The organism is Cytobacillus mangrovibacter, from assembly GCF_042865275.1.
Lineage (GTDB): Bacteria > Bacillota > Bacilli > Bacillales > Cytobacillaceae > Cytobacillus > Cytobacillus mangrovibacter.
The window spans coordinates 77,602-97,146 of sequence record NZ_JBIACJ010000011.1 but is presented as its reverse complement, the minus strand read 5'-3'; the positions used below and the strand labels follow the sequence as shown (position 1 = coordinate 97,146).

The window sequence follows — 19,545 nt, the reverse complement described above, 5'->3', positions numbered from 1 at the left end:
TTGCCGCCCGCTTCCTTCAGATTCCGCGTCACCGCGGACACCCTTGCGCTAAGCTAACCGCTACTTCTGCCTTCACGGCTCGGGACTTTCACCCTAGAGATTACACCCATGCCGGGCGCACAATAAAGAAAAGCGGAAGGGGATCCCCTTCCGCTTTTCTTTGTCTAGCTCCAGCGCCTAGCCCCTCGAGGTCATAAGTCATTCCCTTTCAGAAGGCAAAGTACTCCTTCTTACAGGGCCTGCCTTATGCTTGTCGGGGCTGAACAAGGCGCTTCCGCTTTTCTTTATTTCAACTTAACCGAGTTAACGATTTCACTCATGATTGCTGCATCTGAGAGCAATTGCTTTGTTTTAGATTGAGAGGTGATTTTTACACCGCCTACACCAATGGTCATTTCATTTACTTTTTCATCTGTATTTCCAATTAATAAAAATCCAAAAAGTTTGTCTTTGGTGAAAGTCTCATTAAATTCATATTCCTTTTGATTGAGTGTTGCTTTGTATACGACTTTGCTTTCTGGCCCTTCATTCTGATTATAGAAAAGAATATATGTTTTCGAGCCATTTTTTAAGATGATATTATTAGGAGATTCTTCTTTCACTTCAACACCAAATGGCAAATAATACTTGATATCTTTATTTTCATTGTTTGCCTCTTTTGGTGAGCTATTAAATACTTCATTTACAGCATCATTCACAGCATTTTGCTCTTCTTTTAAAGAAGTGGAACAAGCACTTAGTAGTAAAACTGCAATAAATAAGAGCAAGGCAGCCTTTAACTTATTTCTCATACTTTTTTCCTCCTTGCTAGGAAATCTATCATCCTTTTCTATCATACATTTCTTAATAATAGTCTGACAAGTGTTCATTTTTGAAATAGGCTGTTTTCGAAAACATTGTTGATTTTAACTTAGGTGAGTGGAGGTTGATTTCCGCTCCAGGCGTTCGCTTTCCGCGGGGTGGGCGCTGAGCCTCCTCGGCGCTGGAGCGCCTGTGGGGTCTCAGCTGTCCCACTACTCCCGCAGGAGTCTCGCGCCTTCCGCTCCAATCAACCAACCTTTTCTGTAAATGATTTGCATTCCCTTAATTTATTCCAAAAACAACAATCCATTAGAAAATATGCTCACATATTGGTTTCTAGTAATAATTTCCTAGAAGGAGACAAGAAGAGGAGATTTATTTAAACTTACTTTCTATTTAATTTACGGTATTCATATTGTCCTAATAGAAGCTTTGTTACATGTGTAAACATTTCAGCTCTGCTGATTTGTCCATTTGTAAAGACGCCGATTGCTCCTTCTTTTTTACGAATATCGTCTTTCTTCGTAAAATGCTCCATAACTGGACCCAATTCCTCACCTGCTAACAATCTGACCGCAACAGCTTCTGGCAGAGGTATTCTTGCCCCTCCAGCTATGATTGGCGGTTCTCCTTCTTCTGCCAGTACACCCCAATTACATAGAAATAGGCCGAATTCAGTTTCTTGAACGCCTCCTTCAAGACCAATACCAATATCACCAGCCCCTGCTTCTAATGCCCCATAGGCTCTGTTCATTGCACCTTTAATCGTTTCATCATCTGTAAAGGGTTGATCTTTCACCCCTGATGGAATATCCATTGTCATCAGTTCCGCCTGATAATTTTGAAAAACATCTTGCACAGCTTTAATTTTTGCTGGGTTTTTTGATCCGATAATGATCTTCATGCTAGTAGCTCCCTTTTGTTAAATTGAAAAGAGGCAACATAAGTTGCCTCCTTTCTAGAGGTGAGAGGTTCGAGATACAACAATTTCCTATTTATTTTAACCTCATCACATCAGCTTTTTCTTAGCTGTTTTGTCGGATTGTTTCAACTGTTGTACGGTCACAAGCTTTTACAAGCTTCACAATCAACTCTTTGGCTGCTGCATAGTCGTCTATATGCACGATGGAAGCATGTGTATGAATGTAACGGGAGCAGATACCGATGACTGCGCTTGGTACGCCTTCATTAGAAATATGAACACGGCCTGCATCTGTACCGCCCTGTGAAACAAAATATTGATAAGGAATCTTATTTGTCTCGGCTGTATCGAGAACAAATTCTCTCATTCCGCGATGAGTGACCATCGAACGATCAAGAATCCTTAGAAGTGTACCTTTTCCTAATTGACCAAACTCATTCTTGTCGCCAGACATATCATTAGCAGGACTTGCATCCAATGCGAAGAAAAGATCAGGATTGATCATATTGGCTGCTGTTTGTGCACCGCGAAGCCCTACCTCTTCTTGAACAGTTGCTCCAGAATAGAGAATGTTTGGAAGTCTTTCATCCTTCACTTCTTCTAGCAATTCGATTGCTAGTCCACAGCCATAACGATTATCCCAAGCCTTGGCTAGAATTTTCTTTTCATTCGCCATTGGTGTAAACGGACAGATTGGCACAATTTGCTGTCCAGGCTTGATGCCAATTTTCTTTGCATCCTCCCGGTCATCTGCACCGATATCAATTAGCATATTACTGATTTCCATCGGTTTGCTGCGTTTTGCCTCATCTAATAAATGTGGCGGAATCGAACCAATTACGCCTATTACCGGTCCATTATCTGTCATGATTTGCACTCTTTGCGCTAGTAACACTTGGCTCCACCAGCCGCCTAGTGTTTGAAAACGAATCATGCCATTTTCTGTAATAGATGTGACCATAAAGCCAACCTCATCCATATGGCCGGCAACCATAATTGTTGGACCGTTTTCATCGCCTTTCTTCACTCCAAAAATACCGCCAAGCTTATCCTGAACTACTTCATCTGTATAAAGGCTAAGCTGTTCACGCATAAAATTACGAACTAAATGTTCATTTCCCGGTGCTCCAGGCAGTTCAGTCAATGTTTTAAAAAGCTGTAATGTTTTTTCGTTCATTGTCCTACTCCTCATTTAAAAGATTATGTATTCTTTCATTTTACAGAACTTTCTCAGCACTTGCCACTAATTCAGTTTTTTCCCTATTGTATTTTTGGTAAGATAAAAAGGGATGATGATATTTAGGTGGAGGTGCAGTATGAACTGGAAGTCATTTTTATTAGGAGTCGGCGTTGGAATAGCCGGAGGTTACGCAGCAAGAGAATTGCTCGCACAAAAAGCAACTGTTTCACCGGAAAGAGCATTGGCCAATGCGAAAGCAGCATTTAAAAAGGATGGACCCGTTAGCGGCTCATGGATTCAAATGACAAAAGAGCCTTATAAAAAGGGACAGCTAGCCTATGAAATCTATCGGGGCGGTATTTCGAGGAAAGTGGATGAAGACACAGAGCAATTTGAATTTATTGCCGATGCAGGTACAGGCGTAATTCTAGATGCTTACAAATTATAAAGTGATATTCGTAATATCTATAATTTAGCGTTAATAATCAAGGCTGTTTTCGTAAAGATTGTTGCTTTCTAATACAAATTTCATCTAATTCTCTGAGTTGATTGGAGCGGAGGGCGCTTGACTCCTGCGGGAATGGAGGGAAGCGTGAGACCCCGCAGGCGCTCGCGCCGAGGAGGCTCACGTCACTCCCCGCGGAAAGCAAGTGCCCGCAGCGGAAATCAACGGGCTACATTGTAAGACAAAAACAACAATATATGCGAAAAGAGCCAAAATCAAAAAGGTAATAACAACATGAGATATAACATTCTCAAATTGTTATTACCTTCGTTATAAGAAACTAAATAGCAAGAATCTTAACGCTTTCTTTCAATTTTGTCTGTTACATGATTTTGTTGATCCCACTTTACTGCTCGATAAAATGCATCATGATAGAAGGTAAACCAAGCATTATGTTGGAGTCCGTACTCCATCCATTTTTGTTTTGCAGCTACGGAATTCATCGGATAATCATCATATGCGAGCACCCACAGCACATTTTGATGGGCATGTGTTGGCATAATATCTGCCATATGAATAAGAAGTTCATCCCCATCCTTAATCAATAGAATGGAGTGTCCATCACTATGTCCGCCTGTATGAACCATTTTTATCGGACCAAGCGACCATTCCTCTTCAAAAACAATAACCTGCTCCTGAATCGGCTCCCAATTTTCTTTCCAATATGTATTTCTTGAGCGAATATTCGGTTCTCTCATTTCATCCCATTCGATTTTCGATGCAATGATTTTGGCATTTGGAAAGGCGGAGATCCAGCCATCATTTTGAGGCTTTGTTAAGCCGCAAGCATGATCGAAATGCAAATGTGTCATCAAAATATAATCGATATCTTTAGCGGTTAGGCCAAGCAGCTTTAAATCCTCTTCAACTTGTGATTCTTCAAGTGCCCCAAAATTCCGCTTCTGCTTTTCAGTCAGTTTTCCATAGCCAAGTCCTGTATCAACAAGAATATTCTGGTTTCCTAGTTGAATTAAGATTGGATCTGTACGAAGTTCAATTTGATTTTTGTCATTACAAGGGTATTTCTTTGACCATAATGGCTTTGGCACAACACCAAACATCGCCCCACCATCAAGGAAATTCACACCGCCGCGCAGCCAAGTAAGTTTTATATTTTCTAATTGTAATGTCTCCATATCTTCCCCTCCTTCTTAATTATTCTAACATTTTGAAATATAAAGTAAAACTACGCCATTAATCACGAAAAAAAACCGTTCATTATTAAAACATGAACGGTTGAAAGTATATTATAGGCCATAAAGCCTTACTGATACTGAACCTCACACCGGTAGATGCGATTTCCCTTTTTGGCGAATTTCTCCTCGTACTCAGTCATAATATTTCCCACAAAATCACTTTGATGGAGGTCAAGACTTACATATTTCAAAAGCAGTCCATATTCAGAAAAACTTGTAAGCGAATATTCAAATAAGCCTTGATTATCGGTCTTGAAATGAATTTCTCCTTGATCAACAAGGATATCCTCATATATTTTCAAAAAGGTTTTGTACGTCAATCTTCTTTTTGCATGACGTGTCTTTGGCCAAGGATCTGAGAAATTTAAATAAATCCGATCCACCTCACCTTTTTCAAAAAAAAGATGAAGATCATTCGCATTGACATTCATTAATTTCATATTCGGTAATTCAGCCTCAATGATATGATCCAAAGCGGTAACAATGATACTGTCTTGTAATTCAATACCAATATAATTTATATCTGGATTCGCCTTAGCCATCCCGCTAAGAAAACGTCCTTTTCCTGTGCCAATTTCTATATGAAGCGGCTGCTTATTCTCAAATACTTCATGCCATTTTCCTACCCATTGATCTGGGGTTTGAATAACATATTGAGGATAGCTGGCAAGCTTGTCCTTTGCCCATGGTTTATTTCTTTGTCGCATATCTACACTCCTAAAAAGTTACTATTCACAAATAATATCATGCAAATTGTATCATGCATAAATCAAAAAAGGAACTCACAACCTAAGGTGAATTCCTTATTCATACGCTTTCTTTTATTAACCAATATAGACTTTACTTTTGAAAGGGTGTCTATTATGCCAATCAGTCAGCAGGATCAGTTAAATTTATTAAAGGATATATTAAGCAACCATCAAACAGATTGTTGTGGGTCAGTTTCAGAATGTGAACAGCTGGAACGTTTAGTAAAATCCTTAATGGTCCATCCTAGTTTAGACCAAAATGCAAAAGCCGTACTAGAAGAAATATATGATTACAGTCAGCATGGAAAGAACTCCACCCAGTTGGATAACCATATTGAATTACATCAACAAGAGCTATCCCAATGGGTAAATAATATTAATCAATTTTCATGATCAAGTCCTTTAAGAAATTGCAGCCATTTCTCCATCTCTTGATAACGGCTCTTTATTTTATGCCATTGTATGGAGGTGATGGTTTGGGCAATCACATACCATTTCATCCTTAACAGTAATTCATCTGTGAGCGTCAAGCCGTACCGTTGAACCCAATCATGCCATTCTTTCTTTGGAATATACCAATACAATAACATGCCAAGATCTATTGCCGGATCAGCAATCATCGCTCCATCCCAGTCAATTAAATACAACTGGTTGTTCTCTGCAAGCAGCCAGTTGTTATGATTCACATCACAATGGCAAACCGTCTTTTCATCACAATGAATAAGAAATATATTCTTCCTTAGAAACTCCATCGATTGAACAATAACATCATTTTGTTTCAGTTCCTCATCCAATTCTTCTTCAAGGATTTGCAGGATTTTTTCTGGGAGCAGCGGGGACTTCCCCAATCTTTCGAGCATGCTGAGAAGTGGCTTGGAGCCATGGATTTTTTTTAGCAGCTTGGCTACTCTTTCATTATTCATTTCTGCTTGTTTGAGCTCTCTGCCACTTTCCCATTGCTGGGCAGTGACAACATCACCATTTTCCAGTCTTTTTGTCCAAACAAGCTTAGGGACAATACCCTCAGCAGAAAGTACAGCAAGAAATGGAGATGTATTTCGTTTCAGAAATAGCTCTTGCTCCTTATGCTTAGCAAAAAAGGCTTCACCTGTTGCACCACCTGCGGGAACAATCTCCCACTCAGTACCTAATATATGTTCCAAAATTGTTCACCTGCTTAATAGAAAAGCACAAGCGCCTTGCTCACCCTGATCGACAAAATGCGACGTCCTTATTACTTGAAAGACATCAGACTTCCTGTACGTTGGGGGTAGGCTGCTTGCGCTGGACAATTCTCTAATTCAAAGTTTACTTTTCTATTTTCAAAAAATAAAGATAGCTATCACTGTGTGAAATCCCAATAGCTATCCTTTTAAATTTTATCTCTTTCATGTCTTTATCGTCAAGCCTATTTATTTTTTTACATGCCTATTATCACATATGTGCTTATTGGTGATAGTGTAACAATCGGTTGTTCTAGTTTTTTTCCAGGTGTGATGTTGACATACTGCCCATTTGCAAGGAGATGCCAATCCCCTTCTGGCAGAACAACAGACTTTTGTATGAAGGTTGGATTAAAAAAAACAATGATTTTCCGCCATTCCCCATACTCTCCTACCTCATTCAGCATAAAACCAATCATCGGCTTTTCAACAGAAAGGAATTGCATATGCTTACGAATAAGCTCCGGACTAGAAAAACGAAACGCCCCATGTGACCTGCGTATATCAATCATCCCACGAATATATTCAACATTCTCCATATACCTAGACTTCCTATCCCAATCAAGCTGATTGATGGCGTCCGGTGATTGATAGCTATTGCCTATACCTTGCTTCGTTCGGAAGAACTCCTGCCCACTATGCAAAAAGGGGATGCCTTGAGCAAGCAAAACCATCGCAGTTGCTAGACGATGCTGCATTTGTTTGAACTCTTCAGTTTCTAATGAGGAACAGACAGTTAATTTATCCCAGAGTGTGTGATTATCATGTGATTCTACATAATTAACCGATTGAACGGGTGAAGAGAATAGCCCGCCATCTTTCTGTTCTATTCCAATACTTCCAGCCAGAACTCGCTTAGCCTCTTCATAGTAACGATCATTGCCAAGCGCATATCCTTTATCATATAAATTAAATGTACTTCCTTTTATCGTATCTCTAAACCAATCATTAAATTGACCAATCCTAGGGAGTCTCTTTTCATTACGAATATTTGCCTTCTTTTCTGCAGGAATAGGTGTATTCAAATCCCACCCTTCACCAATGATCATGACAGTTGGGTCGATTTCATCGATTTTTTTTCTAATTTCATTCATTGTATCAATATCAAGAATTCCCATTAAATCAAAGCGAAAGCCATCGACTTCATATTCCTCCAGCCAATATGTCACAGAGTCGATAATGAATTTTCTCCCCATTAAGCGTTCTGAGGCAAAATCATTTCCTACACCTGTTCCATTTGATGGCATACCTGATTCATCATGGCGAAAAAAGTAGCCAGGGACAATTTTTTCAAATGAAGAGTGCTCTCGTATATAGACATGATTGTATACGACGTCCATAATTACTCGTAAGCCTTGCAGATGGGCTGCATGAATCATCGCTTTCAATTCATTAACCCTTGTATACGGGGCAGTTGGATCGGTTGAATAGCTTCCATCTGGCGCGTTAAAGTGCAATGGATTATAACCCCAATTATATGCTGTTTCCGGAGCACTTTCATCCACCCCTTCAAAGTCATGAAAAGGCAGAAATTCAATATGTGTAACACCTAGCTCTTTTACATAGGAAAGGCCAGTAGAAACCCCATCCATTCCTTCCGTATTTATCTCTGCAGCACCAAGGTAAGTCCCTTTTCTTGCAATGCCGCTATTCGGATGAATTGTGAAATCTCTTACATGTGTTTCGTAGATTATTGCATCGGTTGATTGTTTAAAAAGGGGAAGAAGGGGTTTAGTAATTTTTGTTTTTTCGAGATCAATAACAATGCCATATTCTCCATTAAGGCTCACAGAAACAGTATAGGGATCAACAGCCTCTCTCCATTCTAAATTCACACAGACAAGAAAAGAATAACGACAATATTCTAGGTTTCCTTTCACTACTATATACCAAACACCATTTTCTCTTCTTTCCATTGGCAGGGCTTCAGGCTGCTGTGCTCCTTCTGAGAGTAAGTGTAATTTCACTTCTGTTGCCGTAGGTGCCCATAGCTTAAACTCAGTCTTGTCTACTCCATATGAATAGCCTAACGTACCATGATAGAAAAATTCCTTATCAAAAGCTTCTGTTCGGATCACTGCTCCAATTTGTAAATCTGTTTTTCCACCGTGCGCATCAATAATCCAATATTGTTCACCAATCACAAGCTTTTCATCTGTTCGGCAAATATATTTAACCTTATCTTTAAGAGATGTCCTGCTTAGGATTGTCAGTTGAATACGATCACACTCACTATTATTTGTGATTGAAAAATTCTCAGAATGGCCTTCATAATAAATAGTTGGAAGTAAGATCGTAATGATTTGCATTTCATCTAAATAAGCTTGAAACTTTCGGTGAATGGAAACCACTAGAGCCTACCTCCTTTTTTTTAGTATTTTAAGTTACTGCCCACTTACTTTAGAAAAAATAGGGAGAACTCTTCGACAAGTAATCGTCGTTACAGGCGTACTTCCAATCTCTTCTCCATCTGCATGGGCATGTAAAGGATGGAAAGAAGAAATTTTAATTTCTTTACCAGTAAACGTTTCTACACCTTTAAATGAAACATGTCCTCCCCAAAAAACAGTGATAAATACAAATAAGATCTTTAATCTGGAAATATTATGGACAACAGTAATATTCAGTAGTCCATCATAAGGGGAGGCATCTGGAGAAATTTTCATTCCTCCACCATAAAAAGGCTGATTTGAAACTGTGACAAACCATGCAGAATCAAATGTATAGGATTTTCCATCTATCATAATTTCAATTAGTGACCGTTGATAAGTAAACAGGTTTTTTAATAAAAAGTATACGTAGACAAGTTTTCCAAGTGCTATACGGTTCAACAAGCCCTTTATTTTTGATTGATTTACTTCCTTGGCAATTCGCGCATCAAATCCGACACCCATATTATTGACAAAAAAGATCTCTTCCTTATCATGATTTAGTATCTTCCCTATATCAATCAGGGTTGCTTCCCCTTTTATTTGTTTTAAAAGATGATTAAGTGCTGATACGGGATTTTTCGGGATGCCGAATCCTCTGGAAAAGTCATTTCCTGATCCAGCAGGAATATAAGCAATCTTCACATTCGGATATGTTGCAGCACCATTTACAACCTCGTGCATCGTACCGTCACCACCAACCGTTACGATTACTTTCTCCATTTCTTCTTCTTTCATAGCGATCGATTGCGCGATTTCTGTCGCATGTCCGCGATATTCTGTCAAAAAAAATGTATAGGGAATCTTTTGCTCGGCAAGTACCTTCTCTAGCCTTCTCCAAACCTTTTGGCAATGGCCATTCTTAGCCTGAGGATTAATGATAAAATAAATATTTTCCATCTCAACAATCAACCTTTTATTATGTCTTTAACTATCTAATTTTCATCAGGAAGCTCCCACTCAAGCCTTCTAATTGATACCGTTTGACAATATTGCAATAATGCTTGTGCTCCTTTTAATTGAACATGCTTAAGCGGGGAACGAAGATTCCTCATATTCTTAAACCATTCATCATAGTTCCTTTTTTCAATAAGCTGGATATCAAAAGGGGCCGCAGGATGGTCAATATATCCGTTCCTACATAAAACAGCTTTGTGTATAGGGAAATCAATATCATTCATACGGAAGATTTGCTGAACGATCTTCGCTGTCCTGTTTAGTGCCAATAACGGATTTAAGATTTTCTTTTCTTGTCCATTCACACGTTTCACCCAGAAACGCTCTTTTGATCCAATATAAACGGATGAATCCTCTTCTTCTAGCATACTAATGCACCATACACCAGTTGGACTTAAAATAATGGTTTCCACTTCAACAGGTGCCTTCTTCAACAAAAAAAGCGGTGAATAAAGGATTAGAAATGTGTCGGGAAATCGTTGGAGGAAAAATTTAAGTCTTTCATCATAATAAAATTGTTTATCTACAAATGATTTTTCAGTCAAAGTGGAGCTTGCCCATTTCATTTGAAAGCGGAATAATTGATCCAGATAATGATGTTTCAATTCTTCCTCCGTATCGGGACGAAAAGTAAATGACGTTTCGAATTGAAAGCTTCCTTCTTCATGACTTTCTTCCTCATTTACTTGATCCAGCTCTGAATGGAAAGGAACCTCTTCTTCCTCTTCCTTTCTTCCTAACTTCCAAAACCCCTTAAGCTTATCCATTAAAGGTTTTTTTTCTTCTTCAAGCCAGTCAGACGTATCCTGGTGTGATTGATCCGTGAAAAAGGAATCATCATTGCTTTCCCATGCATCTTTCAACTTTACCCAATGCTGCTTTTTAAGTCTTACATAGCGGGAAGGATATAAATAAATATTTTGTTCGTATCTTGAAACGTAGTCTTGCAGTTTAATTAACTGTCCCATTTCTCTGTGCCTGCCTTGTATTTTCTCTAAAATAAGTTTTCATCTAATAATGGAAAGCTGGCCACCTTTTCATATTTAGGTGTTTGATCTAAATGCGTTTGATACAAAACCACTTCATTCGCCTGAAAGGAAAGGTGAGCGTTTTGGAATGGGTTATTATTTTTCAATTGGCTACTCTGGAATAGATTGATTCCAGCCCAGTTTCTCGCCAGAGTTATATGGGGCTTAAATGGCCTTGTTTCTAATTCGAAACCTGCTTGCAAACAAGCGGAGAAAACAATGTCACGAATCATCATAAGCCGTTCCTCTTTTGCCGTATCCGCCCAGAATATTCTTGGTGTATCCTCTTTTCCAAACACACCCAGTTGATTGATGTGAAGGGAAAAGGCCTTTTGTCCATTTAACCGTTCTTTTACAATCCTTTTGGCTTCCTCCAGCTTATCATTTGATGCCGCACCAAGAAAAGCCAAGGTTATATGATAATCCTCGTAATGAACCCAACGGCGAAACGGAAACTCCTGCTGTACGAATGAACATATTTTCTTTACCTCTCTCTTTGCTTCCTCTGGTAAGCTAATAGCAAAGAAAAAATGAGCTTGTCTTTCCATTTCCATCCTCCATTAATGAACCAGCATTTGCACTAATTTTAGCAGAAGTTGTTGACAGGTTCTACTTTAATTAGGAACCCATCACTGTGCATGAATAAACCCATTCGCTCGTACGCCAATGGCTTTTAATCAATAACCATCACTAACATAGCCATTCCAGAACATCAAATTATATAATTTTCTATATAACAAAAAAGCAAGCCAATCAATTGATGATTACTGGCTTGCTGCTTTGACAACTATTTCAGCGGATCTTTCCGCACTCTTTCTCAATTTCTCCTTCAAAAAGAATTTGTAACTTCTTTGTGAGCGGTCCTACAGTTCCGGCTCCAACCTTTTTGCCTTCAATTTCAATGATTGGAGTTACTTCGACTGTCGTACCTGAAAGAAAAATCTCATCCGCATTCTTCAAGTCCTCAAGAGTAAAAGTAGTTTCGGCAAAAGGAATGTCATTATTTCTGCAAATGCCCAATACTTTCTGTCTAGTAATCCCATTGAGGATTAGATTATCAGCTGGATGAGTGATTACCTTTCCATCCTTGATGATTGAAATATTAGACAAACTTCCTTCTGTTACTATTCCATCCCGGTGCTGAATGGCTTCAAAACATCCGGCCTCCACCGCCTTCTGCTTTGCCATTAAATTTCCGAGCAGGTTCAGACTTTTAATATCACAAAGAAGCCAGCGGATATCTTCATTTAGAATGACTTTTACTCCCTGTTGCATATTTTCTATGGGCCTGCCAACTTCTTTTGAATAGACAACAAGATTCGGACGCACATCTGCCGCCGGAAAAGCATGATTTCTTGGTGAAGTCCCTCGTGTCACCTGCATATAAAGAGTTCCTAATACAAGTTGATTTTTAGTAATCAGCTCCACTAACAGCTGCTTCAGCTCTGAGACAGTATAAGGAATTTCCATGCCGATTTTCTTGCCGCTTTCAATTAGGCGTTCCAGATGCTCTGAGGCTGTAAACATTTTTCCATTATAAACGCGAATAACCTCATAGACCCCATCTCCAAATTGATAGCCGCGATCCTCAATATCTACCTTAGCTTCAGAGCGTTTGATATATTCCCCATTTACGATTACATAATCCATTTCCCCATGCTCCCTCCAGTCCATACATCGCTTACCAATTGCTTCCGCTTTTCTTTGTCTAGCTCCAGCGGCTAGGCCCTCGAGGTCATAAGCCAATCTGGCCTGAAGGTTAAAGAACAACCTTCATCCCAGCTTGTCTTATGCTTGTCGGGCCTGGGCAAGCCGCTTCCGCTTTTCTTTGTCTAGCTCCAGCGGCTAGGCCCTCGAGGTCATAAGCCAATCTGGCCTGAAGGTTAAAGAACAACCTTCATCCCAGCTTGTCTTATGCTTGTCGGGCCTGGGCAAGCCGCCTCCGCTTTTATTATTTAGCAAGTTCATAGATGGCTTGTGCGTAGATCGCAGTCGCTCTTAGCATATCCTCGATATACATATACTCATCCTTTTGGTGGGCAATGTCTTCTCTCCCTGGGAATAGTGGACCGAATGCCACCCCAGATTTTAAGGAGCGAGCGTAGGTTCCTCCACCGATTGAAAGCAGTTCTGCTTTTTCACCAGTTTGTTCCTCATACACCTTTTTAAGTGATTGAATAAGGAAATCATCCTCAGCAACATGGTGTGGCTTTGAATCAGAGAAGTTTTCAATAATAAAGGACTCTGCTGTTAATAAACTTTCAAGCTTTTCCCTTGTCTCTTCCATTTTATTCGTAACAGGGTAGCGAACATTTAACCCAAGTCGTCCGCCCTTTTCCTGTGAGAAAGAAAGCTTTCCAACATTAATTGTTAGGTCGCCAGTAATATCATCTGAATAGGCCATTCCTAGCTTCTTCCCTCTAGATTCCTCATAAAAATAATTCGTTGTAAACTGAAAATATTCATTTGCCCTTGCATCTAGTTTTAATTCAGACAAAAATGCAGCCATAAACAAACCTGCATTTTTCCCGTTGTTCGGCTCCATTCCATGAGCAGAAATTCCCTCTGCCTCTAGAATTAATTCGCCATTTTCGAAGTAACTCTTTCCCTTTAATTCATTTTCCTTAAGAAAATCAGCATATGCTTGCACAATATTTGTTGGCTCATTATTCACTTCAAGCGAAGCCTTCGCAAAATCAGGAACCATATTATATCTTCTGCCAGATTGGAATGAGAGCACTTTCACCTTTGCGTCTTCATCCTTTTTGGAGCCATTATCTTTTTGGACAAGGTCAAAATCAGCAATCCCTTTTTCTGCATAGATAATCGGGAAATCAGCATCTGGTGCAAATCCCATTGCTGGCATTTCTTCGTGCTCAAAATAATGATCAACACAACGCCAATCACTTTCTTCATCCGTCCCGATGATCATGCGGACACGTTTATTTAATGGCAGCCCAAGCTCCTTCACAATTTTCATGGCATAATAAGCAGCCATCGTCGGGCCTTTATCATCAATGGCCCCTCTTGCATAAATTTTCCCATCACGGATCTCAGCACCGTATGGATCACTTGACCAGCCGTCACCTTCTGGTACAACATCGACATGGCAAAGAACCCCAACAATCTCTTCCCCTTGTCCAAACTCTAGATGTCCTGCCAGGTTTCCTACATTCTTAGGTGTGAACCCATCCTTCTCACCAAGCTGAAGCATGAAATCTAGCGCTTCCTTTACCCCTTCTCCTAGTGGAGCATCTTTAGTTGCATTTTCTTCATCCAGTACGCTTTTTATTTGCAGCAGCTTCTTTGCGTCTTCAATCAGTGCATCTTTTCTTTGTTCCACTTCTTTTTGCCAGTCAATGACATTCATTCGTAATCCCCCAGTGAATAAGATAGTTAATTCTAATTCAAATTATATCAATTCGTTTTTACTAATGCACCTTCATACATCTTTCACTAATAAATGGATTCCTACCCTCTGAACAAACCAAATGGCATTCCGAAATGAGACAGCATACTTTGCCAGCCAAATACAAAAACACCAAGCAAGATTATCGCTGTAATAAATAAGGACATAACAGCCCTTTTCCTTGCCTTAAAGTAGAAGTTTGTTTCACTGTATTTCTTACTTAACGGATTGGATGAAGCAATCTTATTCCAAATAAGTGAAAGCCACGAATTCATCATGATAAGAAAACCGATAAATATGATACTCTTTATCCAGAGAGGTGGGATGAGTACAATTGCAACTGTTCCGACAGAAATAATTTGAAAATAGTTCATCACATACGAACGGTTTCTTAGCAAAATCTTTAAAAATAACTCGATAAATCCGTTTACTGGTGTCCTCTTTTTGAAAATTCGTTTTGAACGACGGAATAACAGCGGCTTTGTTCTTTTCGTAACAATCGGTTTTTCAATTTCATTTGAAAGCATAAAAATAAGTTCAATATTCTTTGTTTTATCCGCTCTTCCCATATCTATTTCATGATCAATTGTAGATATTTTCTGGATTGCCTTTAAGCTGAAATAGATTGACATTGTCAACAGGGCCATTCCGCATAGACCAACTAGAAGCAATGAACCTCGAGCCCAAAAGAAATAAATCAGCTGGCTCAAGCAGCTTAAGATTGCAAACAATAGAAATTGAAATACTATCTTCTTAAACATTTTTTCTATTTTATTTAAATGAAATTTTACTAGCATGATAAGCGATTTTAATGCGATAAAGTAAAAAGGCAGTGTGCCAATTTCCTGCCCATTAAGATTGAAATGATTGATTAAGAACGGCAGCAGGACAAGGAATGTTATTCCAGTTCCCAAAGCTTGTGTTAGCATTGAGATGGCATAACCCCATTTTTTCATTCCAAAAAAGCTTTGCTGCTTTTTTATGAGAAACACTTTGTCTGCTTCCTCTACATATGTACGAATGTTTCCACTCCAAGACAAAAGATAAAGGAGCATGAATATAAGGATAAATGGAATTGATTCGATCCAGCCTGGTAGCTCCATCCACCAAGAACGGTAACTCATGATAATGAATATGACGGCTGGAATAAGAAGATAGATGATAATCGTCCAATCGGCAATGGACCGGATAACTCCATACTGATATTTACGATTTCTAATGTACCGATCACGAAATAGATGCCAACTACTCATCTGGATTGCCCTCTGCTATAAAATGAAAACAGTCATACAGTGATCCATCTGGAAGATTACACTGTTCACGAATGTCCTCAAGTGTTCCAGCTGCTTGTAGCTGTCCATTATGTATCATAATAAATCGATCGCATACCTTTTCCGCCGTATCTAATACATGGGTGGACATCAATATTCCTGCCCCACGCTGTTGTTCTGTCTCAATTAATCTTAAAAAAAGCTTCATCGCATTTGGGTCAAGTCCAATAAAAGGCTCATCAATAATATATACATCTGGATTTGTAATCATTGACAAGATCAGCATTGCTTTTTGCTGCATCCCCTTCGAATACTTTCCTGGGAATTCATGTGCATGTTCCTCCAGCTTATATAGCTCAAGTAATTCTCTTGCCTTTTCCTTGTATTCCTTCTCCTGGAGAGCCTCTACTGCAGCGATAAAATCAAGATGCTCCCATAATGTCAGCTCATCATAAAAAATGGGCCTCTCCGGTACATAAGAATATTTCGCATTCTCTTTGAAAGAAATGGTCCCCTCTTTGTTTTCCAATAACCCGAGAATTGTTTTAATTGTCGTGCTTTTCCCCGCACCATTTGGGCCAATTAATCCAATTAACTCCCCTTTTTTAACATTGAAATGAATATTATGAATAATTTCTTTTCCCTTTTCATAGCCTGCTGATTTAATATTTACATCTAGTAAAGTCATCCTCTACGCCTCCTACTAACTTGTACGAATGACGCGTGGAAAAGGTTTACCTTTTTTGATCAAAACTTTTGATGAAGGACAATTCTTTCATTATCCAACTCGTTTTGTCCTTCATGCCCCTGATGAAGGACTTTTCTTTCGTTAACCGGCCAATTTTGTCCTTCATACCTTTTGCTAGAAGTAACTTTTAGAATTTTCTAACATAATACAAGCATGCAAGACCATAGGATATACAAAGATGTTCATAACAGAAAGGAGAAAAGTTTATGAATATGGTGGAAATTCTTTAATAAAGTAGAAATTATCAAAAAATAGGAGTACAATGAAGATAAGGTTGACATCTCTTGAAAAAACATCTGATATTTGCAAAGGAGTTGGCTGAGGAAAAGAAAACTACATATGCTTGAAGGACATAGGTTCTTCAATGAACTGTCAGTTGCAGGAATTTGCCATTGGTTTGAAAAAAGGATAGGGAGTGGTTTTTTGAAACCTTCGACTAACCGGATGTTAAACCGTATCAAATCCGTCTACATGTTTATTAATAAGCGTGGAACTGTAACAACGGGAGAGCTTGTAGAGGAATTTGGTATTACTCCTCGCACCATTCAGAGAGATTTAAATGTTCTTGTTTATAACGACTTAGTAAAAAGCCCAAGTCGTGGAAAATGGACGACTACAAAAAAGAAGGTAAAGATGTCATCATAAGTTTCCTTTCGTGCAGTAATCTCCTATGAGGTCTGATGTCTGAAGTGAGGATCCAAGATTAGCTTTTCAAAGAAAAAATATAGCATAAAAAAAATCGCCAAGTTAGGCGATTTTTATTTGACTTCGTATGTGATTAAGCTTTCTAATTCTTCCTCTGTTAATTCCCTATATTCACCAAGCTCCAGTGTTTCATCTAGCTGAAGCGGCCCCATCGAAATCCTTTGCAGGTAAATGACACGTTTCCCAACTGCCTCAAACATTCTTTTCACCTGATGAAATTTTCCTTCAGTTATCGTGAGTTCGATATCTGATGTGAGACCGGATTTAATAATCTTCAATTCTCCAGGCTTTGTTTCATACCCATCGTCCAAAATAACACCCTTTTTAAAAGCAGCAATGTCCTCTTCTGTTACTTCACTGTTTATTACAGCAAAATACGTTTTTGGCACGTGCTTTTTTGGAGATAAGAGGCGGTGGGCAAGCTGACCGTCATTGGTTAGGAGCAGTAGACCTTCCGTATCTTTATCAAGACGCCCCACTGGAAACGGGGAGAATACTAAGTCCCCCGGTTCCAATATATCTAATACCGTTTCATGCTGTGAGTCCTCAGTAGCTGAAATGACTCCTTGTGGCTTGTTCATTAATAAATAGATGAACTCTTTATACACCACTTCTTCTCCATTGATTGTCACAGCATCTTTATCCGGATTGACGTGCTTACTTGCATCCTTCACCTTCTGCTCATTGACTTCTACAGCCCCACTCTTCAAAAGCTGCTTCACATCTTTCCTGCTTCCATAACCTAAGTTAGCAAGCATTTTATCAATTCTCATATCATCACCTCTTTAATAGGAACCTATCATCCGCGCAATCTAACCTTTTTCAATAATCGATCAACCTTTTGTCCAAATAAGAAATAAACAAGCCTTGTTTTAAAGCTTAAATAGAAATAAATCCCCGCTCCAACCGCTGCACAAATAATAACAATGAGAGATGCCTGCAAATTAGCTGAAGGTGATAAGAAAAGAGTAAGAACCTTATACATGGTTCCCGCACCAGCAAACATCAGTGCTGTAAAAATAACAATCAAAATTCCTCTTCTAAGCACAAGCCGGAATGGATACTTGGCATACGTTTTTATCACAAATAGATTAATCAATATAGCAGCTGTATAACCAATAGCCGTTGCAACTACAGCCCCTTGTGTTTCCATTAGCTTGATAAGAGGGATATTTAAACTTAATTTAAGTAATAAACCAACAAGCAAGCTAAGTACCGTGAAACGCTGCTCATTAATCCCTTGTAAAATCGCCGCCGTAACTAAGAAATAAGCAAAGAGAATCGCCACAGGCGCATACGTTCTAAGCACTTCTGTTCCAAGATCATTGTGATCGTAAAATAATGTAAAGATAGGTTCTGCCAATAAAGAAAGACCGACAACTGCCGGTAGTGTTAGAAATAACAGCACCTGAAACGCTTGGTTCAACTGATGATTTAAGCTCGTACGATCATTTTCAACAAATGCCTTCGTAATACTAGGAACAAGTGTTAAAGAGAAAGCCGTTGCCAATGAAACAGGAATAATAACAAGCTTATGCGTCTGGAAGTTTAATACGGCAAAGGATGATACCGCCTGATCCGCCAAGCCAATATCCGCCATTGTCCGGATAAAAGTTAATTGATCAATAAATTGGAAAAGCGAACCAGATAAGCCGACAAAAATAAACGGTGCGGCATATACAATAATTTCTTTGTACATATCCTTAAGCGAAATATCCATTGTGCCTTTATCATTCAATAAAAGGCCATCCAAATAGGACTTTCTTTTGTACCAATACCATAGAAGAGCTGCCAGCCCGCCAATCGCACCAATACATGCTGCAAAGGTAGCTACACTTACTGCCTGAACAAGACTGCCTTTCATGATGTATAAGACTATAAATGCACCTGCAAGGACAAACACAATCCGTACAATTTGTTCAATCACTTGTGATAGGGCAGAAGGACCCATTGATTGATGCCCTTGAAAGAAGCCCCGAATCAAACTCATGAATGGAACAACGATAAGTGCAAAGCTTACAGCTCTAATAACAGTCGCTACATCCTTCACACTTGTATCTACAGTATCAGGAATAATAAAATCAGCCAGCGATGGAGCTAAAAAATAGAGAAATAGAAAAGAGATCGTTCCCGTACACAACATCACAACGAGCCCTGATTTAAATAACTTCCTTCCAACGGCATATTCCTCTAATGCATTGTATTTCGAAATGAATTTCGAAACGGCAGCAGGTATGCCAGCTGTTGCTAAACTAATGAAGATTGTATAAGGAATATAGGCGAAGGAATAAAGCGCATTCCCTTCTTCCCCTACAATATGATAAAAAGGAATTACATAAAATAACCCGAGTACTTTTGAAATAATCGTCGCTAGGGTCATTATAAAAGTACCTCTTAAAAGCTTTGATGACATAGAACCCCA

The 19,545-nt window shown here is 39.1% G+C and carries 19 protein-coding genes; 3 read left to right on the top strand and 16 right to left on the bottom strand.

What is annotated here, in order from left to right:
* Positions 1–284: 284 nt before the first annotated feature.
* The 3 genes from ACFYKT_RS18110 to ACFYKT_RS18100 all read right to left on the bottom strand — a co-directional run bounded on the left by ACFYKT_RS18110 (position 285) and on the right by ACFYKT_RS18100 (position 2,900).
* Positions 285–791 carry a hypothetical protein gene (locus ACFYKT_RS18110; protein ID WP_389222437.1) on the bottom strand — a complete coding sequence of 169 codons (507 nt, stop codon included), beginning with the start codon at positions 789–791 and terminating at the stop codon, positions 285–287.
* A 395-nt stretch (positions 792–1,186) separates the two neighbouring features.
* Positions 1,187–1,705 carry a DUF84 family protein gene (locus tag ACFYKT_RS18105; protein ID WP_389222435.1) on the bottom strand — a complete coding sequence of 173 codons (519 nt, stop codon included), beginning with the start codon at positions 1,703–1,705 and terminating at the stop codon, positions 1,187–1,189.
* Positions 1,706–1,826: 121 nt separating this feature from the next.
* A complete protein-coding gene (locus tag ACFYKT_RS18100; RefSeq protein ID WP_389222434.1) occupies positions 1,827–2,900 on the bottom strand; it encodes a M42 family metallopeptidase in 1,074 nt (357 codons plus the stop codon).
* A gap of 139 nt (positions 2,901–3,039) precedes the next feature.
* Here ACFYKT_RS18100 and ACFYKT_RS18095 point away from each other — a divergent pair, with 139 nt between their 5' ends.
* Positions 3,040–3,351 (top strand): PepSY domain-containing protein, encoded by a 312-nt coding sequence (locus ACFYKT_RS18095; protein WP_389222432.1) that lies wholly within the window; start codon positions 3,040–3,042, stop codon positions 3,349–3,351.
* Positions 3,352–3,704: 353 nt separating this feature from the next.
* Here the strand turns inward: ACFYKT_RS18095 and ACFYKT_RS18090 are convergent, their stop codons facing one another.
* Positions 3,705–4,544: a YtnP family quorum-quenching lactonase gene (locus ACFYKT_RS18090; RefSeq protein WP_389222430.1), complete on the bottom strand. Its 840-nt coding sequence runs from the start codon at positions 4,542–4,544 to the stop codon at positions 3,705–3,707.
* A gap of 128 nt (positions 4,545–4,672) precedes the next feature.
* Positions 4,673–5,311, bottom strand: coding sequence for a tRNA (guanosine(46)-N7)-methyltransferase TrmB (gene trmB / locus ACFYKT_RS18085; protein ID WP_389222428.1), 639 nt, complete (start codon positions 5,309–5,311; stop codon positions 4,673–4,675).
* 156 nt (positions 5,312–5,467) lie between these two features.
* On the opposite strand from trmB, the gene ACFYKT_RS18080 reads away from it, so the two are divergent.
* Positions 5,468–5,746, top strand: a complete 279-nt coding sequence (locus ACFYKT_RS18080; protein WP_389222426.1) for a YtzH-like family protein — start codon at positions 5,468–5,470, stop codon at positions 5,744–5,746.
* Here ACFYKT_RS18080 and ACFYKT_RS18075 read toward each other — a convergent pair.
* The 9 genes from ACFYKT_RS18075 to ACFYKT_RS18035 all read right to left on the bottom strand — a co-directional run bounded on the left by ACFYKT_RS18075 (position 5,734) and on the right by ACFYKT_RS18035 (position 16,358).
* On the bottom strand, positions 5,734–6,516 hold the full coding sequence (locus ACFYKT_RS18075) for a phosphotransferase (protein ID WP_389222424.1): 783 nt from the start codon (positions 6,514–6,516) through the stop codon (positions 5,734–5,736). The genes ACFYKT_RS18080 and ACFYKT_RS18075 overlap by 13 nt on opposite strands.
* Before the next feature lie 257 nt (positions 6,517–6,773).
* Entirely contained in the window at positions 6,774–8,927 is a 2,154-nt protein-coding gene (gene pulA, locus ACFYKT_RS18070) for a type I pullulanase (protein WP_389222422.1), read from the bottom strand.
* Between the two features lie 33 nt (positions 8,928–8,960).
* Positions 8,961–9,905, bottom strand: a complete 945-nt coding sequence (locus ACFYKT_RS18065) for a diacylglycerol/lipid kinase family protein (protein WP_389222420.1) — start codon at positions 9,903–9,905, stop codon at positions 8,961–8,963.
* A 35-nt stretch (positions 9,906–9,940) separates the two neighbouring features.
* Positions 9,941–10,930, bottom strand: a complete 990-nt coding sequence (locus ACFYKT_RS18060; protein WP_389222418.1) for a nuclease-related domain-containing protein — start codon at positions 10,928–10,930, stop codon at positions 9,941–9,943.
* A gap of 26 nt (positions 10,931–10,956) precedes the next feature.
* Positions 10,957–11,538, bottom strand: a complete 582-nt coding sequence (gene thpR, locus ACFYKT_RS18055) for an RNA 2',3'-cyclic phosphodiesterase (RefSeq protein WP_389222416.1) — start codon at positions 11,536–11,538, stop codon at positions 10,957–10,959.
* A 244-nt stretch (positions 11,539–11,782) separates the two neighbouring features.
* Positions 11,783–12,640 carry a D-amino-acid transaminase gene (gene dat, locus ACFYKT_RS18050; RefSeq protein WP_389222414.1) on the bottom strand — a complete coding sequence of 286 codons (858 nt, stop codon included), beginning with the start codon at positions 12,638–12,640 and terminating at the stop codon, positions 11,783–11,785.
* A gap of 301 nt (positions 12,641–12,941) precedes the next feature.
* The gene (pepV, locus tag ACFYKT_RS18045; RefSeq protein ID WP_389222412.1) at positions 12,942–14,360 is read right to left on the bottom strand and encodes a dipeptidase PepV; all 1,419 of its coding nucleotides are present in this window, start codon (positions 14,358–14,360) and stop codon (positions 12,942–12,944) included.
* Positions 14,361–14,461: 101 nt separating this feature from the next.
* Entirely contained in the window at positions 14,462–15,652 is a 1,191-nt protein-coding gene (locus ACFYKT_RS18040) for an ABC transporter permease (RefSeq protein WP_389222410.1), read from the bottom strand.
* Positions 15,645–16,358, bottom strand: coding sequence for an ABC transporter ATP-binding protein (locus tag ACFYKT_RS18035; RefSeq protein WP_389222408.1), 714 nt, complete (start codon positions 16,356–16,358; stop codon positions 15,645–15,647). The genes ACFYKT_RS18040 and ACFYKT_RS18035 overlap by 8 nt, the downstream gene beginning before the upstream one ends.
* Before the next feature lie 483 nt (positions 16,359–16,841).
* Between ACFYKT_RS18035 and ACFYKT_RS18030 the strand changes: the two genes are divergently transcribed.
* Positions 16,842–17,063 carry a DeoR family transcriptional regulator gene (locus ACFYKT_RS18030; protein ID WP_053477612.1) on the top strand — a complete coding sequence of 74 codons (222 nt, stop codon included), beginning with the start codon at positions 16,842–16,844 and terminating at the stop codon, positions 17,061–17,063.
* A 113-nt stretch (positions 17,064–17,176) separates the two neighbouring features.
* On the opposite strand, the gene ACFYKT_RS18025 is transcribed toward ACFYKT_RS18030, so the two are convergent.
* Both ACFYKT_RS18025 and ACFYKT_RS18020 read right to left on the bottom strand, forming a co-directional pair.
* Positions 17,177–17,896, bottom strand: a complete 720-nt coding sequence (locus ACFYKT_RS18025; RefSeq protein ID WP_389222405.1) for a pseudouridine synthase — start codon at positions 17,894–17,896, stop codon at positions 17,177–17,179.
* A 26-nt stretch (positions 17,897–17,922) separates the two neighbouring features.
* Positions 17,923–19,536, bottom strand: a complete 1,614-nt coding sequence (locus tag ACFYKT_RS18020) for a putative polysaccharide biosynthesis protein (RefSeq protein ID WP_389222404.1) — start codon at positions 19,534–19,536, stop codon at positions 17,923–17,925.
* Positions 19,537–19,545: the final 9 nt, after the last annotated feature.